Source organism: Allobosea sp. GW823-FHT01F03 (assembly GCF_058798075.1).
This window is the reverse complement of record NZ_CM179505.1, coordinates 3,462,282-3,478,790: the sequence shown is the minus strand read 5'-3', so window position 1 is coordinate 3,478,790 and position 16,509 is coordinate 3,462,282. Positions and strand designations below refer to the sequence as shown.

Annotated in this window: 18 protein-coding genes; 8 read left to right on the top strand and 10 right to left on the bottom strand. The window is 64.5% G+C overall.

Annotated elements, in window-relative coordinates; all coding sequences use genetic code 11:
- Positions 1-15 precede the first annotated feature (15 nt).
- The 9 genes from AC3RCC_RS16675 to AC3RCC_RS16635 are packed head-to-tail and all read right to left on the bottom strand — an operon-like array spanning position 16 to position 5,697.
- Positions 16-1,179 (bottom strand): hypothetical protein, encoded by a 1,164-nt coding sequence (locus AC3RCC_RS16675; RefSeq protein WP_492255974.1) that lies wholly within the window; start codon positions 1,177-1,179, stop codon positions 16-18.
- Positions 1,164-1,445, bottom strand: coding sequence for a hypothetical protein (locus tag AC3RCC_RS16670; RefSeq protein ID WP_492255973.1), 282 nt, complete (start codon positions 1,443-1,445; stop codon positions 1,164-1,166). Before AC3RCC_RS16670 ends, AC3RCC_RS16675 begins: the two co-directional genes overlap by 16 nt.
- 3 nt (positions 1,446-1,448) lie before the next feature.
- Complete coding sequence (locus AC3RCC_RS16665) at positions 1,449-2,240, bottom strand: hypothetical protein (protein WP_492255972.1); 792 nt, start codon at positions 2,238-2,240, stop codon at positions 1,449-1,451.
- A 25-nt stretch (positions 2,241-2,265) separates the two neighbouring features.
- Positions 2,266-3,177: a DUF5131 family protein gene (locus AC3RCC_RS16660; RefSeq protein ID WP_492255971.1), complete on the bottom strand. Its 912-nt coding sequence runs from the start codon at positions 3,175-3,177 to the stop codon at positions 2,266-2,268.
- Positions 3,177-3,464 carry a hypothetical protein gene (locus AC3RCC_RS16655; RefSeq protein ID WP_492255970.1) on the bottom strand — a complete coding sequence of 96 codons (288 nt, stop codon included), beginning with the start codon at positions 3,462-3,464 and terminating at the stop codon, positions 3,177-3,179. Before AC3RCC_RS16655 ends, AC3RCC_RS16660 begins: the two co-directional genes overlap by 1 nt.
- Entirely contained in the window at positions 3,461-3,973 is a 513-nt protein-coding gene (locus tag AC3RCC_RS16650; RefSeq protein ID WP_492255969.1) for an HNH endonuclease, read from the bottom strand. The genes AC3RCC_RS16655 and AC3RCC_RS16650 overlap by 4 nt, the downstream gene beginning before the upstream one ends.
- Positions 3,970-4,230: a hypothetical protein gene (locus AC3RCC_RS16645; RefSeq protein ID WP_492255968.1), complete on the bottom strand. Its 261-nt coding sequence runs from the start codon at positions 4,228-4,230 to the stop codon at positions 3,970-3,972. The genes AC3RCC_RS16650 and AC3RCC_RS16645 overlap by 4 nt, the downstream gene beginning before the upstream one ends.
- Positions 4,220-4,711, bottom strand: a complete 492-nt coding sequence (locus tag AC3RCC_RS16640; RefSeq protein WP_492255967.1) for a hypothetical protein — start codon at positions 4,709-4,711, stop codon at positions 4,220-4,222. Before AC3RCC_RS16640 ends, AC3RCC_RS16645 begins: the two co-directional genes overlap by 11 nt.
- Positions 4,708-5,697, bottom strand: a complete 990-nt coding sequence (locus tag AC3RCC_RS16635; protein ID WP_492255966.1) for a hypothetical protein — start codon at positions 5,695-5,697, stop codon at positions 4,708-4,710. Before AC3RCC_RS16635 ends, AC3RCC_RS16640 begins: the two co-directional genes overlap by 4 nt.
- Before the next feature lie 68 nt (positions 5,698-5,765).
- Here AC3RCC_RS16635 and AC3RCC_RS16630 point away from each other — a divergent pair, with 68 nt between their 5' ends.
- The 3 genes from AC3RCC_RS16630 to AC3RCC_RS16620 are packed head-to-tail and all read left to right on the top strand — an operon-like array spanning position 5,766 to position 10,081.
- The gene (locus tag AC3RCC_RS16630; RefSeq protein ID WP_492255965.1) at positions 5,766-6,929 is read left to right on the top strand and encodes a hypothetical protein; all 1,164 of its coding nucleotides are present in this window, start codon (positions 5,766-5,768) and stop codon (positions 6,927-6,929) included.
- 22 nt (positions 6,930-6,951) lie between these two features.
- Positions 6,952-7,308: a hypothetical protein gene (locus AC3RCC_RS16625; RefSeq protein WP_492255964.1), complete on the top strand. Its 357-nt coding sequence runs from the start codon at positions 6,952-6,954 to the stop codon at positions 7,306-7,308.
- A gap of 1 nt (position 7,309) precedes the next feature.
- On the top strand, positions 7,310-10,081 hold the full coding sequence (locus AC3RCC_RS16620; RefSeq protein ID WP_492255963.1) for a hypothetical protein: 2,772 nt from the start codon (positions 7,310-7,312) through the stop codon (positions 10,079-10,081).
- Between the two features lie 60 nt (positions 10,082-10,141).
- Here the strand turns inward: AC3RCC_RS16620 and AC3RCC_RS16615 are convergent, their stop codons facing one another.
- The gene (locus tag AC3RCC_RS16615; protein WP_492255962.1) at positions 10,142-10,516 is read right to left on the bottom strand and encodes a hypothetical protein; all 375 of its coding nucleotides are present in this window, start codon (positions 10,514-10,516) and stop codon (positions 10,142-10,144) included.
- A 184-nt stretch (positions 10,517-10,700) separates the two neighbouring features.
- Here AC3RCC_RS16615 and AC3RCC_RS16610 point away from each other — a divergent pair, with 184 nt between their 5' ends.
- From AC3RCC_RS16610 to AC3RCC_RS16590, 5 genes are all read left to right on the top strand, one after another.
- On the top strand, positions 10,701-11,381 hold the full coding sequence (locus AC3RCC_RS16610; RefSeq protein ID WP_492255961.1) for an N-acetylmuramoyl-L-alanine amidase: 681 nt from the start codon (positions 10,701-10,703) through the stop codon (positions 11,379-11,381).
- 193 nt (positions 11,382-11,574) lie between these two features.
- Complete coding sequence (locus tag AC3RCC_RS16605; protein ID WP_492255960.1) at positions 11,575-12,006, top strand: hypothetical protein; 432 nt, start codon at positions 11,575-11,577, stop codon at positions 12,004-12,006.
- A 52-nt stretch (positions 12,007-12,058) separates the two neighbouring features.
- Positions 12,059-12,379 carry a hypothetical protein gene (locus AC3RCC_RS16600; RefSeq protein WP_492255959.1) on the top strand — a complete coding sequence of 107 codons (321 nt, stop codon included), beginning with the start codon at positions 12,059-12,061 and terminating at the stop codon, positions 12,377-12,379.
- Between the two features lie 514 nt (positions 12,380-12,893).
- Positions 12,894-15,701, top strand: coding sequence for a glycosyltransferase (locus AC3RCC_RS16595; protein WP_492255958.1), 2,808 nt, complete (start codon positions 12,894-12,896; stop codon positions 15,699-15,701).
- A complete protein-coding gene (locus tag AC3RCC_RS16590; protein WP_492255957.1) occupies positions 15,698-16,498 on the top strand; it encodes a class I SAM-dependent methyltransferase in 801 nt (266 codons plus the stop codon). The genes AC3RCC_RS16595 and AC3RCC_RS16590 overlap by 4 nt, the downstream gene beginning before the upstream one ends.
- The last annotated feature ends 11 nt before the right edge of the window (positions 16,499-16,509 follow it).

Here is a 16,509-nt window from a genome sequence, read left to right as displayed (position 1 = left end):
TCCAACTCAGTTTCATTATTCGTTCCCGGCGCGGCGCTTGGCACGCCCCGCCAGACGGGCCTTGTCGAACTCGATGACCGCATCCACGTCGACCGGAGCATAGGTCTTGTGGAGGGCATTCGATGTCTGGATGCTGTTGGCGAGCTTCGCTGAGAGCAGGCCGGGATTCGACACGCCACTGGCGTTCGCCTCGCCGCTCCCCGAGCGCCGCATGTCCCTAAGCTGACGGCTGTCGCCCTCATCCCGGATCGCGGCAAAAGCTTTGGCAAGCTCGTGGTCCTTGAAGGGCTTCCCGTCTTCCTTCCGAAAGAGGTAGCCGTCGGGGAGGTGTTCAACGCCGCGCCAGACGACCTCGCATAGCCGCTGGGTTCTGCGGCTGACTGTGCCGATAGCCGCCCTGCCGGTCTTGATTCGCCCGTCCTCTGTCCGATCGAAGATCAGCGAGCGCTGGCCGGTTTTGCCCCGGTAGGTGACATGCCGGCCGGCCAACAGCCGAACATCGCCGGGGGAGAATAGGGTGTCCCAGGTGATGGCAATCATGCAGGCGAGCTCGAGCTGCTTCGCGCGGATCGCTCGCTTCACCAAGATGACGGCCTCGCCCTCGGTATAGGTCTGCCACCTCGGCGCCGGCGCCTTGTTCCGCATGCCGAGCGACGGGTCGTCGCCCTTGGCGGTCTTGAGCGCGCGCATGATCTTCCAGAGCTTGCGCCAGAACTTCATCGTCTTGTGCGCGACCCCGACGCCGTGCTCCTCGACGAGCTCGGCCCGCCATTCGGACATGAGCTCGAAGGTCATAGTGTCGGGGTCGCCCGTGCCCCAAGCGTCTCGGACGCGATACCATGCCGGCCACAGCACCTTCGTCCTGGTGCTGTGCGGCATGTTCTTCCATTCCTCGGTCTTGATCCACCGCTGGAAGGACTCGCCGATTGAGCCAGGCGGGTAGCGGCGCGCGGCCTCGGCCATCTCTCGCGTCGCATCGGCGGCTGCGGGCGCCGGCTCCTCGTTGTTGAGTACCTTCAGCCACTGCTCATAGAGGCCGAGAGCGACCTTCCGACTTCGGTCGTCGTCCTTGCCGAGCGGCTTCGGCAGGAACCCTTTGTCCTGCATCTGCTTCGTCGGCTGCCAGTATCGGTTGCCGTTCTTCACGGGCGAATAAGGGATTTTCACGCGGTGCCCCATTTGCGCTGTCTCCGCTCTGCCGCCAACGCCTGAGCGTTGCGCGCAGTCGGGGCGGTGGTCAATTCGGGGAAGAGATGAGGCGAGCGCGCGCGGCGCCACCTCTCGACCGCTTCTGGATCGAAGCGGCCGGTCATTGGGTCCGGGGCTGGGAACCCTCTCTTCAGATATTCGCCGAGCTTCTCCTGGAATGCCTTCGCGCTTTCCCAGCCGAGCGCCGTCGCCACCTGTCCGGGCGTCAGATCGGAAATGAGGTGCGCGCGCGCCATGGCTCAGGCCTCCTCGCAGACGGGGAGGCACGCAGGCGTGTCGATGTTCCGGCGCTCGACGCTGAACCAGTAGGCGACCACCCAAGGGTTGGCGTCCCATGCGCCGGGGCCATTGATGCTGTCCCAGAGCGCGGCATAGGCAGAGACCGCGTCCTCGAAGCCTTCATCGTCGCAGCCGTCGAAGAAGTAGCGATCGGCTGTTATCTCGCACGGCGGGCCGCCATAGCAGGCCATGCCGACGATGACGTTCCGACAGACGATCCCCTCGGCGGTCGCGTCCTCCTCGCTGCACTCCTGCAGCCTCTGCACCCGGACCTCGGTGACGAGCAGCGTCATCCTGCTGGCGGAGCGCGGCATGAAGCGGCCGAGCCGCTTGTGCCAGGCGGGCGTCGCGGGGGCGGCGCTGTGCATGCCCTTCCGATACTCGGCGGGCGCGTCGAACAGGATCTCCGGCCGGTCAGCGACGAAGGCCCATTTCTGCCGCCCGCCCTTCGTCTTCGCGCCGGAGACCGGCGCCCAGTGGCCGAACTGGAAATAGCTTTCGCGGACCCAGAGGCGGTCGCCCGGTTGGGCCGGCATCGACATGCAGAGGCCGGTCGTCCGATGCCAGATGGCGACATTCTCTGGTACTGGCGTCCCATCGCGCAGGGTCGAGCCGGAGCCGCCAACCGTTGTTGGCTCCCACGCGCCCATGTCGGGGCGCTCATAGATCGGGAAGCCGCCTTCAGTTTTTGTCGGGAGTGCCAGCCCCCGTCGCGTCTGAGTCTTCATGCCAGCGCGGAGGGCCGCGACCATAGGCGCGCTGAAGGGGATAGGACGGTTAGCCATGAGATGGCCCTCCGCACTGGACCGGCATCTCGCGGACCATCAGGTGCTGCGGGATCGGCCGCATGCGCGCCTTCGCCGGGCCGCCCATCTGCTTCATGAAGAAGGCGGTGTCGGACGCGGCGCACTGAGCCTGGATGCTCTCGGCCCAGGCGTCTTCCATGTGGCGGGCGTCCTTGCCGCTCTCGCCGCCGACGATGATCCAGTCGAGTCCGGAGAAGTCGCCGACGATCGGCCCAAGAAGCGGCTCGCAGGAGAGGCCAAGCCACGGAATGCCGAACTTCGCCTGCATCGCGCGCAGCCGCGGCACGTCTCGATCAAATTCTGCTTGGTTCACCACGGTGACGATGAGGCCCGCATGCTTCGGCCATGACGTGATGCCGATCGGGGCGAGGCGCTTCTCGACCACGCTGATGCGCTTCGTGACGATCTGGATGTCGATCCGGTCGCACTGGAGGATCTTCGCCCAGGCCTCGGCGAACCATTCGAGCGGCACCTCGAGGTCGAACAGATCCGACATGGACTGGATGAAGATTCTCCGCGGCGATCTCGATGAACACGCTGACGAATGCGCGCGCCGCCCGCCCCCGGCCTCCCACTTCTGCAGCGCGAAGGTGGTCCCCGCCGGGAATGCGGAGATCGCATCTCGATCAGCCCAGCCCACCGCCTTCAGCGATTGACCGTCCCAGCGGGCGAGGATCTCGGGGCGCGGCGCCATGATCAAGCGATCCCCAGCGCCGTCTTGCGAGCCCCAAACAGCTCCTGCAGCTCGACCCGCTTCTCCCCCGACATGTCGAGTTTGTTCCGGACGTCGCGGGTATCCGACCAACACTTCGGCGGCCATCGCCGGCGGCGCCTTGCGGGGCTTCTCTCCGCCGAGCAGTTCTTCGAGCGACAGAACGTCCATCACGCAGCCTCATCCACGCGAGCCGGCATGACCGGGCGGACGTTGCGACGGTCGGCCTCTTCCGCCGCTTCGGCGACGCGCCGGAAGCCGTCGTCGGCCGACGAGATGAACGATGGGAGCGCCGGGCTTTCGACCTCGGCCGCGGTCAGAAGCAAGCCCTGCAGCTTGCGCAGGCCCTTGATCTCCTCCTCGCGGACCCGGATGGCCTCGCCGATGTTCTCGGCAGACGCGAGGAGGTGGTTGTTCAGGCTGACAACATGATCTACTCTCAAGGTATTCCTCCTCAAATTGAGCGTGCAAAAGGCCCGTGCAACCGAACGGCTGCTAGAGTATAGGCGGCGTGCGCGTCTTCCTTGGTCGAGTGAAGGCCAAGGTCTGTTGTTCGGCCTGAGGCTCGGATCGCAGCTCGCCATTTGCCGCTAGCGGCATGGAACCAGACTCCCTTCAGGCCAGATCTATTGTTGGCCTGGGTGCCCTTGTTCCAGTTGTTCTCGGAATGAGACGCTAGCCGGATGTTCTTTCGACGATTGTCGAGCCCGTTGCCGTCTCGATGGTCGACTTCGACCCCAGCGGGCGCACCAAGGATCACGCGATGCATGTAGGCCGGAGAGCGAGCCCCAGGTCTGATGGTATTTGTCATCGCGTAGGCGACGGTCGAGCCGACCCACACGGACCAATTTGTATGCTCGACCAAGTGAGCGTCCGAAGCATCGATGATGGCTTCGTAGCCGCGGGTCAGCGGCACGATGGCGAAATCACCGTCAATTCGCAGCGGTCTGACAGCGCGCCCGCTCATGGCTGGCCACCAAGGCCATAGTCGCGAGTGGCCTCCTCAGCCGGACGGAGCGGCGGTTTGGGTTCCGGCTCCTGGTTCCAGTCGATGTCGTGCCCGTAGATCGACCGCAGGTAGGCGTAGCCTGCGAGGCCGACGATCGTCGCGAACAGGGCGGCCAGCGGCCAGGAAGAGGCCAGTACCGGCTCCAAGGTTGTCGGCCGGCCGCAATCGCGGATCGGCGCCGAACCGAAGATGCAGGCGAGAGCATCAGGCGACATGGCGCCCCTCCACTGTATCGGGGCGGAGGAGGGCCGCACGATTGCAGCGCCGTCGATCGGCATCGGCGCGGGTCGACGCGCCGTCCTCCTCCGAAACAGAATCAGGGTTGCCAGAGACGCAGCCGCCATCGCGGCGGTCGGTCATCGAAGCTGTTTGAGCCAGCACGGTCCCGCCCAGCCCCGCGCCTCCGGCAAGGGGAAAGCCGAGGGAGCGCGAGACATCATTGCCCCGCTGATCGCCAGCAAACGCGCCCGGTCCGACACGCTGCGCTCCCTCGGCATTCTTCTGGAGGCGCGCCCGGACCTCAGCCCGCGCTTCGTCTCCGAACTCGTTGATGCAGATCTCAGCGATCCGCTGCTCGCGCCACCGATCGACGCAGGCGGCCATGCGATAGGGCTCGACCGCCGGCGGCAGCATCAGCGTCTCGGCCATGAGCCGGATCACTTGGTCGTAGGCGTCCTGGTAGGGCGAGCGCGTCATCGAGCCTGCCCTCCGACGAAATGGTGGGACCGGCGGCCGAACAGCACTTCGGCAACGGCACGGCGATAGATCGGGGATGTCTCGGCGCAGTAGGCCGCGCAGCGAGTGCGAAACAGCTCGTCTTCGTTGCGGTGCCACGCGCGAAGCGGAGCTGGCGCTTCGGCCTTCGCCCTGATCCGCTCCATCAGCGCAGGGTGGTCTGCTGCCGCACCCTCGATGCCGAACAGATTGCCAGTCTTGATGATCTCCTGCTCATCGCCTGCGGCGATACGCAGGGCAAAAGCCGTGAGCTGGTCGAGCGCCGGCGTCTTCTCGTGGTAGACGCAGAGGCGAGAGAGTCGCTTGCCCTCCTTCGACAGCAGCGCGACATCGACGCCGCCGTGCCCGAGCACATCGAGCCTCGAGGCTGACCGAAATTCGAAAACGACATCGCGCCCGGCCACATGAACCGGCTCGCCGCGGGCGAAGGCGCTGACCGTGCTGGCGCCGAGCATCGCCGCTGCCATCACGGCCGCCTTCTTCACGACAGACTGCCGGCGACGGCGCTCCTGTGGCTTCAGGATGGTGTAGGGCTTGCCGGCGTGCTCTGCCCTGAATCGTTCTTCTGCAGCGCGCTGCGCCGCTCGGCGGGCAGCTTGCATCTCCTCCGCACGGTGGATGAACGCTTCGGGCAGGTCGCGTGATGCTGGGACAGGTAGTCGCGCCACGCCGGCGACCACATCCTTCAGCCAGGCCCAATCGGAGTAGAGCTTCACGTAGCGGCGGATCGAGCCCTCGCCGCGAAGACGGCGCGCCGCGCGAGGCGATGGGATGCCGTCGCGGGAGCCATGCAGGACATCCCGAAACGGGATGGCGCAGCCTCCCTTGATCTCATCCTCGAAGTTCCAGCCCGCGAGGAAGTCCGCATACTCGGCAACGATCAGGCCGGCGTCGTTGAAGGCGAAGACCGCCATGGCTTTGCGATCGACGGCATCCATCTGCGCCATGATCTCGTCGGCATAGGCGATCAGCCCAGCGCAGCCGAGGCGGCGATGCCAGGCTCTCCGGCAACGTGATGCTTCGCGACGCAACACAGACCGTCACGGGTGAAAAGACGTTCGAAGCGCTGTTGAGAATGGTCGGCGGCATCATCTTCGGCGGCGGGGCTGCGCGGGCGCAGGGAGACGGTGACAGCTTTGCCATCGCGCCGACAAATGGCGCAGGCGGGTTCGACACGCTCAAGGAGTGGGGGTTCAATCCAGCCGACGGATTTTGGCGCGTTGAGGGAGGTTTGCGCGTCGGCGGCGAGGCGCGAGCCACATCGCTACAGGCTACGCCCGTCGGCACGACCAGCCCCGCCCCAGCGAAGTTCACGTCGGCCGATTTCACCGACAAGGCCGCCACCCGCGCCAATTTGGACGTCTACAGCAAGGCGGAGGCCGACAGCCTCTTCGAGCATTTTGACGCCTTGGTTCGCAAAGGCGCGATCGACTGCTCGGCGAACCCGAATTATCCGGCGGCCAATGCCGGCTACGTCTACATAGTCTCTGTTGCCGGCAAAATCGGTGGTGCCTCTGGCGCGCCGGTCGAGGCCGGCGACTTTCTGATCTGCAACGTCGATAGCAGCGCCGCCGGCGATCACGCGGCAGTCGGCGCGAGCTGGACCATCGGCCAGCTGAACATCGATGCGTCCGCTTTCGCGCGCACTCTGATGGATGATCCTGACGCCGGGACCATGCGGGCCACGCTCGGCCTCGCGATCGGAACGAATGTCCAAGCCTATCATACGCTGCTGGCGGCACTGTCCGCTCTGACCACCGGCGCGAACAAAGGCCTATACTTTACCGGCTCCCATCTGCCGGCGACATTCGATCTGACCGAAGCCGCCCGCAGCCTGCTGGACGATTCTGATGCGGCCGCGATGCGGACCACGCTGGGGCTCGCCGTCGGCACCAATATTCAGGCGCATCGCAAGCAGGCGACGGTTACCACCGACGCGGCCTTCACCTTGACGCCAGGCACGAGCGCCGAGGTCCAGTGCCATACAGGGACGCTTACGGCTGATCGCACCATCACGCTGGGGTCGGGTCAAAACGGCGACGTTTTCGAGATCGCACGTACCGGATCCGGCGCCTTCAACCTCTCGGTCGGCGGTCTGAAAAGCCTCGCGACCAATTCGTGGTGCCGCGTCGTCCACGACGGCACCGGCTGGCATCTCACCGCAGCCGGCACGCTCTAACTCCCACATCAGGAACGCAACAATGGCAGGCTATTCTGTCCGCGCCGGCACGGGCTGGCGGGAAACGTTTTGGCTCGGCCGCCGCACCGACAAATGGCGGGCCGACGACTTCGATATCTACCTGCAGATCAAGCTGACCGGTTCGGATGGTGCCGACGCGGCGCTAATCGAGGCGAGCACGCTCAACGGTCGGGTCACCATCGTCGACCCCGTCTCGCGCCGGGTCGAGGTGAATATCGCCTGGACCGAGATCGCTGACCTTCAGGCGCGAAGCTTCGAGTTCGATTTCCTGCTCATCAACAAAACCACCGAAGCCCGGGAGCGCAGCGTCACCCACACGCTGACGGTCCTGCGCGGCATCACGCAGAAGGATGATTGATATGGCTCGTGCCGCTTTTGCGCCCGTCTACACCGAAGTTCCGAGCATGGGCGTCGATGGCCGCGCCGTGCTGGCCGGGGCTCGCGCGCCCGTGATCACCGATGGCCGTGTCGGTGACTTCTGGATCGATACCTCAGGCAAGAAGCTCTACGGCCCGAAGAACGCCGGGGGCTGGCCAGATAGGGGGCTGATCCGCGGTGCTGCGGGCTGGTATCCCTTAGAGCGGATCGTATCGGATGGCTCTCGCCGTGTCGTCGAGATCTATGATTGGTCGGGCGGCGAAGGTGTCAAGCCGGACGTCGGGTACAAGACCGCCGCAGGCGCGGTGACTGGCACGATCGTCGATGCGGTTGACATGCGCGGCCCCGAAGGTCCGGAGATGCTCATCGCAAATATCGACCCAGGCGATGACGACGTTACTTACGACACGATGATCGCAGTTGCCGTGGCGGGCGGCGACAATGTCCGACAGCCTATCAAGAATGTCCTCGCTGTCGGTGGTTTGCTGCACTTTCGGACTGCCGCTGAGGCAGAAGCAGCCAGTATTCCGGCGAGCGTCGGCAGCATTCAGATTGGCAATGCGCCAATCGGCGATGGCGGCGATGCACATATCCGCAAGCGCGTGGATAGGGAACCGGTGAGCGGGCCGAAACACCGCTCGGTAGACAGGTATTTGCCAGATGGCTCGTCCGACAGCGCAAACGGCGGCTGGTGGGCGTATGTCGACACATCAGAGCGGTCTATAAGGGACAGTGTCTACTCCACACGGCAAGCTTTAACTTCAGCGTCCGTGGCGAGCAGCCTAGGGTCGATTTTCACAAGCGGCCGTGAAATTGCCGGCGTCGGCGCAGCACTCCACGTTGAGGTCGACAACACCGGCCCGCTTCAGCCCGGCCAATTCCAGACCAATTTCAACCTTCGCCGCTGGGAGAACGCAGAAGACACCATCACGCCCGCAATGTTCTCCGACATCACGGAGATGTTCGCGTTCACGAAGGCGCAGATCCAGGCGCCTGCCAAGAGCTACGAGTTCAACGCGCCGATCGCGACGCGGGCCGGGCTTGTTCTGCGAGCGGAGGATGGCGCGGTCTTTCGTCCGACGTTCCAGCCGGTCGGCGCTGACCGGGCGACCCCGATCTTCGCACTCGGGGCTGGCGCATGCGTCAATCGCCTAGATGTCCGGCTCGTCGCCGGGCTCAATACTATCCGCAAGCTCGTGCAGGTTGGGGACGGCGCAGACATCGGCATGATCAATGTCGAGAGCGTCGATCTCAACAACAACCGGACGGAACCAGGCTCTACGGATCTGATCTCCGGAGCGGTGCTGATCACTGGTCAGAACACACGTATTGGTCGCATGCGCTTGCTCCGCTTCGATCGTGGCTGGTCCGTGATCGATAGCCGCGGCGTGCTGATCGGCACGATCCGAAACCTTGAGACCGTGATGGGCGGGTACGTCCACGGCACGACAGATCTGCACGTTTTGGCGGGCTACACGACCGGATGCGCACCTTCCGCCCCTAACGTGTTCGGCCGCGGCATCATGACCCCTGGCGCGAACTCGCTAGTTCTGGCCGGGTGCGCGGATAGTTCATTCTCAAACTGGTTCGCGGCGGATGTTTTGGAGCACGGTATCCGCGTCGGGGTGCAGGCTGCTGCGACAAGCGTCCCGAACCACCGTCTCGCGTTCAACAATGTTAAAATCTATCGACCCTACGGGTGCGGTTTCAAATGCGATGATGCCGATGCGTTCGCAATTAAGCGGGTCAGCATCAACGGGCTCTACACCGAGGATGTTGGCGCTGGCAATTGGTTCGGAGCACCAGGCTATGAGAACTGGTCTGCTGGCGGGGGCAACAACCCCGCGGTGAATGTGGATGGCAACAAGGTCGCGTGCGCGATCAGGAACTCGGAGCACATCCAGATCACCAGTTTCATGAACCGAGCCAATGCGTTCGCCAACTCGGGTCAATTGGGCTTCTGGGTTGAGCGCTCGCAGCGCGTCTTTGCGAACGGCGTCGACACTCATAAGTCGCGCGATGCTGGGGTAGTGGTGCAAAGCGGTGGTTCGACTTCGCCGGAAGAAATCACGCTGAACGCAGTTGTAACGCGGTTCAATGGCGGCGCAGGGCTGAAATACGATGCGACGCCAAGCAACGCCAGCTGGCGCGGTGTCGTGGTCACCGGGCTGGTCTCTGAAAGCAATGCTGGCTACGGCGTCGAAGTGACGGGCCGTAACGACGGGGGCACGCCGTTCGCGACGTGGAAGTCTAGCATCTCTGGCCGGTCATCCAACAATACCGCAGGCGCCTTCCTCGTCGACGATGATGTCCGGCTGGATATGGATTTCATTTTGTCACTCGAGGAGCGGATGGCGTTCACGCCGACTGTGTCTCTTGCAACTCCGGGCGATAGTTCTTTCGCTCATACGGTCCAGACCGGGCGTCTTGAGCTGCGCGGATCTCTGGCCTATGTCGAAATCAATCTGGAATTCACGCCTACGATCGGGGCCGGCTCGGGCAATCTGCGCATTGGTGGGCTGCCATTCGCGTCAGCCACGGCGCTGAACGTCGTTGGCTTGATCGAGACAAATTCAGCCTTCAGCAACTGGAACAGCCGGGTCGAACTTGTCCCGACAGCCCAAAACGGCAACACCTACCTTGAAATCCGCGGCCTCGCGGCCGGCGTCGGGACATCTCCGATCGGGGCGGGAAACCTGACCAGTGGTGTAGCCCACACGCTCAAGCTCGCCGGTCATTATCGGGTGTTCTGACGATGAAAATGGACCAAAACATCAGCGTCGAGAGCAGCTTCAATCCCTCAATGCGGTGGGTTAGTTCAGGTCGCCCTCTTTTTCTGGGACCAATCCTGACAGGATATCGAGGAGCGATCGTACGGCGTGGGGAGGCAAAACGAGTGGAAATTCTCCTCCGCTTTCCGTTCGTAACACCACCATCGGATCGCCGGTGCTAAAGTAACCTGACTGCGCCTGAGTAATTCTGATCGGTTGAACTTCTTCGGCTCGAATCTGCCCTAGACGCTCGCCCAAGGCTACCAACGTCAAGGCGGCACATCCGGGGGCGATATCGATCTGATAAAGCCGCTTATCGGATGCTCGAAATGCGAGACAAACATCCCCCTTCGGGGTGACGCCAGAACCTTCAATCAGATTGAATACGACGCCCAACTTCCCGACTGGCTCAGACATTGGCTCTCCCTCGCGTTTCTAACAAGTTCTCGCGCGGCAGATCCTTCGAGTCCAGACGGTGTCTCCTTGCCGGCTTGCGCCTGTCGTAGGCACGCGGGGTCAGCGCAAGCGAAAGTCCATTCACCGCAAGAGCGCTCTCCAACCCGCTATGACCGGCGGGTTTTTCTTTGTTCGGAGCAACCTGATGACGAACGCTGACGCACAGCGGGCGCTGATCGCGCTCGGCTACAATCTCGGTAGGGGCGGCCCGTCCGGCAATGGCGACGACGGGGTCTGGGGTTGGCTGTCTCAGACTGCCTGTGCGGCCTTCCAGCGCGCGAGAGGCCTTGCCGCCACCGGCCGGCTCGACGCCGTGACGATCAAGGCGCTGCAGGCCGCCGTGGCGGAGCGCCAGCCGGCCCCGATCGCGCCCGCCGTCAAGCTGCCCTCATTCCCCAAACCGACCACGCGCCGCATCGAAGAGATCATCGTCCACTGCACGGCAACGCCGGAAGGGCGCCCGGTGTCCGTCAACACCATCCGCGGCTGGCACATCGGCCAGGGCTGGCGGGACATCGGCTATCACTGGGTGGTGCTGCTCGACGGCACGATCGCGCCCGGCCGGCCGGAATCGCAGGTTGGCTCGCATGTTGCCGGCCACAACTCCGGGACGCTGGGCGTCGTCTATGTCGGCGGCGTCGGGGCCGATGGGAAGACGCCGAAGGACACCCGCACGCCTGCGCAGAAGGCTGCGCTGCTCGCCCTCTGCCGCGCGCTGATCCAGCGCTATCCGGCGATCCGCAAGATCACTGGTCACAACCAGTATGCCGCCAAGGCCTGCCCGTCCTTCGACGTCCGCAAGGACGAGCTCGGAAGGCTGGTCTGATCAGATCTCAAAGCATCGGCAGCGCGACCACTACACCCAGCCCCACCACGATCGCAGCCCTGATCCAGGCGCCCCAAACGTCTGAAGTTGTTACGCCCCGCAACATTCCACGCACCTCCGCCCCGCATTGAGGCTGATCGCGCAGCATCGCTGCGTCAAGCCTGCCTTAACCAACCTCCCCATGGAGATCATCATGAAGCTGTTCGCCTATTTGGGCGCGCTGGCGTTCGCCTGCGTCGTCGTCGTGGCGCTTGCTGTCTCGGCCGAGGCGCAGACCGCCGCTGCTGAGGAAGGCCTGCTCACGATATTCCGGCCGCTGTTGACCGAGTTCGTGATCCTGTTCGTGCTGGGACTCGCTGGCTGGCTCGGTCGGTTCGTCGTCGCGCAACTACGGCTGGACATCGAGGCCAGGCACCGGGACGCATTTCAGACCGCGCTGACGAATGCGGCGGGCATCTATCTGGCGACCGGCGACATGCGCAGAGCGGTCTCCTATCTTGCTGGCGCCGCGGCCGATGCCGTGAAGGCCTTCAGGCTCGACGAGATTGCTCTGCCAGAGAAGGTCGAGGCCAAGGCGGGCGTGCTGCAGGCTGCCGCCAAGCTCGTCGACGCTGCGAAGCCCTGATCACTCCTCCTAGCCGGAGCTTGTGCTTATGCCCGATAGAACGCCTCCAGCCATGCTCCCGGGCGATGCCGTCCTGTGGTCTGCCGACATCCAGCGAATAATCACAGCCGCAGCGCTGGAAGCTGCGAGGGCAGTCCGTGATGACGCTATTAAGGCGGCCGATGTCGAAGATATGGTCGAGGCGGGGATCCAACGCTTCCTCGACAAGGTCGGGATCGATGACATCCCGGCCTTCCGGAAAGATCTCTCTGCCATGCGCGCGGCGCGTGAGACGCGCGAAGCGCTGATCAGCCACGGACTCAAGGCGGTCGTCACCGTTCTGCTCGGCGGCATCTGCACGGCAATCTGGCTCGCCATCAAGGGAGCGAAGTGATGCTGTCAGCGAAGACGGTCGTTGCCGTCGGCGTTTGGGCATCGGTCGGCGCACTGCTGGTATGCGGTGTTACTTTGTGCTCTTCATAGCGGAGTAGATCGCTTTGGTGTCCGGCCTCGCTTTCGGGCGGCCGACCCGGTGCTGCGGTTCGCCCATAAAATGCTTGTCCTTCATTTGAAGGGGGCTCGCCAGTTTTGCGGCGTAAGTCCAGGCAATACGTGCGCGCAAACGGGCTTTCGAATCGCGCCTTCGGTACCTATGCAAATATCCTCGACGCTGCCTATGAAGCATGGAGTAGACTTGCGGTGCAGCGCTCCGTCATTGTAGTCGTCAGCAATAGAAAATGGGCCCATTTCGGTCAATCATGACGGCGTGGGTATTACACCGCTCATCGGAATGAAATTTTCTGCTTGCCGCCGCGCGCAATCCGCGCCAAGTCCACCGAAAGAGGTCGACTATGTTAAGATGGTTGCGGACACGCGAGCGCTCGGCTGGCGATGGCGGAGCGGCGGAAGTGGAGGCTGCGCTGGAGGCTGACCGGTTGCGCGACGCCGGCCGGTTTGGCGAGGCGGCGCAGGCTTACCGGCGGGCGTTGGATCTGGCACCCGGTCGGGTCGATCTGCGTGTCCAGCTCGGCAACATGCTGAAGGATTCTGGACGTTACGCCGAAGCCATCGGTGCCTACGAAGAGGCCGCTCAGGCGCGGCCGGAGGACGCCGACATCCAGCTCCAGCGCGGCCGCGCGCTGAAGCTTGCCGGTCAGGAAAATTCAGCGGTGGCCGCGTTCCGCGCCGCGCTGGCGCTCGACCCGAACCTCGATGGCGCCGTCGACGAACTCGGCCGCCTCGCCGAGCTGGCACGGGACGAGACGCAGCTGCGTTCCTCGATCGGGGACAAGGGGCCAGCGCAGGTTTCGGGTTGGGCGTTCGATCCGCGCCGGCCGAACCGGCCGGTCGCGCTCGAGGTTGAGATTGACGGTGTTTTCTACCTGCGATTGCGCGCCGACCTCCCGCGCGGCGACTTGCAGCGGATCGCGCCTGACATAGTCGGCGGCGGCTTTTCGTTCATGCTGCCGCCGGGCAATAATTCGGTTCGGGTGCGGGTACTCGCGGGCGATCAGGAACTGCGTGGGAGTCCCTTCGATACGCAGCTACGCGAGTCCCGCGCGCTGCTTGAGCCTCGCTACGGTGAGCCCTTGCGGCGCGGTGAAGCCCCGGCGCAGCGGGTCGACCCTGCAGCGGACCTCGTCGTTATCGTTCCGGTCTACGGCGCTCCAGTCGAGACACAAGCTTGCCTCGAATCGGTTCTGGCTTTCACCGGCGCGCCAGCGCGTCTGCTCGTGATCGACGACGCCAGCCCCGATCCAGCCGTGGCCGCAATGCTGGCGCGCTACGCCGGGCGCCCGGGCGTCACCGTGCTGCATAATCCAAAGAATATCGGCTACACCCGCACTGTGAATCGCGCCATCGCTCTCTCCGCGCCGGCCGATGTGGTACTGCTTAATTCGGATACGGTGGTCGGCCCGCGCTGGCTCGATTTTATGCGCGAGGCGGCAGCGAGTGCGCCGGACGTGGCGAGCGTCACTGCGGTGTCTGACAATGCGGGCGCGTTCACCGTGCCCGAGCCGGATCGACCGACCCCGCTCCCCGAGGGATGGCGCCTCGAGGATCTGCAACGTTTCGTAGCGCAAACCTCCGGTCGGTTCTGGCCGGAAGTGGTGACTGGCAACGGCTTCTGCATGTATCTGCGCCGTGCCGCGGTCGAGTCGATCGGCGTGTTCGACGAAGCGGCGTTTCCCCGCGGCTACGGCGAGGAGAACGACTGGTGCATGCGCGCCCTGGCGCGCGGCTGGCGCCATCTCGTTGATGATCGCGCGCTAGTTCACCACGAACGTTCGGCGAGTTTCGGAGCACAGAAAGCGGAGTTGATGCAGCGGGGTCGCGCCGCGCTCGACGCGCGTCATCCTCATTACGCCGGGCTGGTCGCTGATTTCCACGCCTCGCCGCGTTTCGCCGAAGCGCGGCGGCGACTGCGTGCCGCGTTCGTTAGCGCGCCGGCGCGCCCGCGTCCGCGCATGCTTTACGTCGTTTCGAGCGAGACTGGCGGCATGCCGCTCACCAATCGCGACCTGATGCGTGCAGTTCGATCGCAGCGCGAGCCGTTCCTACTCACCTGTAATTCCCGAGTGATGACTTTGTCGCGGCCGAATTTCGAGGCGAACGGCGCCGACGAGATCATCGCCCGCCGCGAGCTGGCCGAGCCGATCGTCCTTGCCCGCCACGTCTCGCGCGAGTACGACGCGCAACTAGCGACTTGGCTCGCCGATCATGCGATCGAGGGCGTACATGTGCGCCATCTGGCGCTGCAGAGCCTCGATCTGCCGGCTGTCGCCCGTGCCATGGGGCTGCCGGTTCTCATGTCCTTCCACGATTTCTACGCCGTCTGCCCAACCGTGAAGCTCATCGACGAGACGACGACATGGTGCGGAGGCGTTTGCTCCTCGACGCCCGGCGACTGCTCGCCCGATCTATGGCGTCTCGCTGCGCCCCCGCCGCTGAAACATCGCTTCGTGCATGTCTGGCGCGAGCGGTTCGAACAGGCAATGGCGGCCTGCGATGCCTTCGTGACGACGAGCGCCAGCGCTAAGGCGACTCTCATCGGCGCGTTGCCCTCCCTCGCCGCGAGCCGTTTCGAGGTGATCCCGCACGGACGCGACTTCGATAGATTCGAGCCGCCCCGTGCCGCCGCACCGGCAAGCGTTCTCGACATCCTCGTGCCGGGCAACCTGTCGCCGGCCAAGGGGCGGGACGTCATCGCCGAACTCGCTGCGCTGGATCAGGGCCGCCGGCTGCGCTTCCACCTGTTCGGCGAGGTGCATCCGCCGCTTGAGGCTCCGGGCGTCGTCGTCCACGGCGTCTACCGGCGCGACGAGTTCGCCGGGCGGGCGGCGCGGATTGGCGCGCAGATTGGTGCGGTGTTCTCGCTCTGGTCGGAGACATACTGCCACACGCTGACCGAGATGTGGGCGATCGGCCTGCCGGTCGTCGCCTTCGACTTCGGTGCCGTTGCCGAGCGGCTCCGCGCGACCGGCGCGGGCTGGCTGCTGCCACATAACGATATCGACGCGCTGTATCAGGCGTTGCTCGCGCTCGCCGACGACGTGGCCGATCGCGCCACGAAAGCCAGGCGTGTCGCCGCCTGGCAGGCGGGCGAGGGCGTCGAAAACGACATTGCGACTATGGCCGCGCGCTATCTGGCGCTCTATGCCGAACTTGAGGAGGGGCGACGTGCCTTCGCGCCAGCGCAGGAGCCGTCTCCTTGAACAGTCCGCGCGCCCTGTATCCCTATTACGAGCGTCGCGCACCGGACCGGCAGACCATTGCCGACATTTTCGCCGGCCATTGGCGAGCACAGCTGCCCGAAGGGGTAGCCAGTGGCGAGGCCGACCTGTTCGCCGACCGCCGCCCGGGCTGGGCTGCGGCGCGCCTGCAGGGTGGGCTGGCGGGCAAGCGCATCGTCGAGTTCGGCCCGTTCGAGGGCTACCAAACACTTCTGCTTGAGCGGCTCGGAGCCGACAATCTCATATCGATTGAGGCGAACTCGGTCAATTTTCTCAAATGCCTCTGCCTGAAGGAGATGTACGGACTGAAGGCGCGCTTCGCGCTTGGCGACGCTGTCGCTTGGCTCAGTGCGGGCGAGGATGTCTGCGACATGATCTGGGCCTCTGGCCTGCTCTACCATCTGACGGACCCGATCGCCTTCCTAGACCGGCTAGGGCGGCGCACGCGAGCGGTCTATCTGTGGACGCATTTCTACGACTGGAGCGTGATTGGCGCCGACGCGACGCAGGCCCGCCATTTCAAACCGCAGAGCGACGTCGCGGCAACGGTTTCGGGCCACCGCCTATTGCTGCGCGCGCGCGCCTACCAGATCGGCGCAGACTACGCCGCCAGCCTGCCGGTTCGCTGGCAGGGCGGCGCTGAGGCTCATGCGCTGTGGCTAGAGAAGGACGATTTGCTCTTCCTGCTGCGCGAGGCCGGCTTCGCCAAGATCACCATCGCCGGGATTAGTTCAACAAAGAGCCTGCCGACAATCTCGCTGCTCGCCGAGAAAGCCTGAATGGGTCGCTT